The organism is Komagataeibacter europaeus LMG 18890, assembly GCF_000285295.1.
In the GTDB taxonomy this organism is placed as follows: Bacteria; Pseudomonadota; Alphaproteobacteria; order Acetobacterales; family Acetobacteraceae; genus Komagataeibacter; species Komagataeibacter europaeus.
In genome coordinates, this window is sequence record NZ_CADP01000255.1 from 1 (window position 1) to 1,835 (window position 1,835).

2 protein-coding genes are annotated in these 1,835 nt (G+C 49.6%); both read right to left on the minus strand.

All coding sequences use genetic code 11. The features are described 5' to 3' along the window. Positions 1-278, minus strand: a 278-nt coding sequence (locus tag GEU01_RS27190) for a ParB N-terminal domain-containing protein (protein ID WP_232272639.1), incomplete at its 3' end; no start/stop codon positions are given. A 165-nt stretch (positions 279-443) separates the two neighbouring features. Beyond that, the gene (locus GEU01_RS21365; RefSeq protein ID WP_019087420.1) at positions 444-1,646 is read right to left on the minus strand and encodes an AAA family ATPase; all 1,203 of its coding nucleotides are present in this window, start codon (positions 1,644-1,646) and stop codon (positions 444-446) included. Positions 1,647-1,835 lie beyond the last annotated feature (189 nt).

Below are 1,835 nucleotides of genomic sequence, written 5' to 3' on the forward strand. Positions count from 1 at the left end.
TCTTGGCGTCCCTGCGCACGAATGCTTTCGATAAGTTCGCGACAGTTTTCATAAGACAACGCGGCGTAATCACGATTATGACCCTCCCACATTTTGCATCGTGCAGGGTCAATAAACTCGTGAGTACGAGTAACAACTTTACCGCTAGCAACTTCTGCTAATCGGTTAGTACGATCATTAATGATTGACCGATTTGGACGAGACTGGCCTTGTCTACCGGTTACGCCTGAAATTGCAGCTGTTAAGCCGTCCGCAAAAGCCCTGTTTTTCCCCGACATTTATCCCTCCTTTTTCACATTACTCGACCTGCAAAAAGTTCGAATAATGCTTTGAAAATGCGTGCTTCGCTTCTCGCTCCGCCACCAATCCAAAATTGCAACGTTGCAATTTTCAGAAATTGACGATTTGCGAGAGTTCAATGAACCGCCATCTCCAAGAAAAAATTACACCAGTCCTTCCTTGCGAAGCCGCTCCTGATGACTAGGCCACATTCCCCGAATATCTGTTTCAAGCTCCTTACACACTGCGTTCAGATAGGTAAGGCAGCGATCACGAACCGACTTGCTTGTGATCGCTCCTTGCTGTTCGTACACAGTCATGAGTCGAGCTGTGGCATTGTCGATTTCAGCAGAATTTTTCAGAGGGGCTCTAACTAGATGATGGCCGAAAATAGCCTGCATCAACTTGATAAGTTCCTTGTGAATCGATTTGTTCTCTTCAACCCGAGAAGCCACGAATTTGAGAAACTCTAGAGAAGGAGCCCTGTCAAACTGCGCTAGCGTCCGCAATGTCTCCTCCAGCATCGACAGGAAGGCCGTCGTTGACGAAAAGTCCATAATTGTCGGGGGCACCGGAACGACCAATGCATTTGCTGCCCTCAGCACAGAAAGCGAGATTGCTCCCAAGGCAGGAGGAGGATCCATAATTATAACGTCAAAATTTGGCGCTATAGACGCCAGCCCTACCGACAACCGATCCACAAGCCCAGGCTCGCCCTGAGCCATCCGCGCGGCGATTTCATACTCAGATTGAAACAGCCGCAGATTAGACGGTATCAGATATAGACCATCGAAATGCGTAGGTTTGAGCGCGTAGCTCAGTGACGAACGTTCATCGTGCCGCAAAAACGGATAAAGCGTCTCATCATCAGTAAGGTCTAAATCTGGCACGTAACCAAAGAGCGTTGTTGCTGACGCTTGGCTATCACAATCGATCAGCGCCACGCGATAGCCTTGGATCGCGAGATATTGCGCAAGGTGAACAGCAACCGTTGATTTCCCGACACCGCCTTTAAAGTTTTGAACAGCTATGATTGCCGGCGGGTCGCCTGGATCACGCCACGGACGCGTGCCAAAGATCCCGCGCATGTCGTTGACCTGTTCAAGCGTATATCCCACACGCCTGTTATTGGCTCCCCGTTCAGGTTTGGGTAGACGACCATCCTTTTCTGCGTCGCGTATGGCTGCGGGCGTCCGGCCTACGAGTTCTGCAGCCTGGCCAATCTGAAATGTCGGTTCTCGTCGCTCGCCGGCTCGCGCGGCAACAGCGCTTTCCCTCAAATTTTCCAGAACTGCCGCGGCTTTATCCGCCAGCCCTTCAACCATTTGGAGACTCGTATATCCGGCTTGCTCGAGATCAGCTGTCATAAATCTTTCTTTCGATAAACGTCCGTCGTGCACTAACTTTCGATTTCCAATGGATAATGTCTATCTTTTCGAAAGTCTATACTTAACTCGATAGCCATTCCCTTTTTTTAATGCCGACAAAGCGCGACGATCATGTGCCGGATTAGGTAGCGAACATAAAAACCGAAAAGATGAGTGTCCTGACCTCTT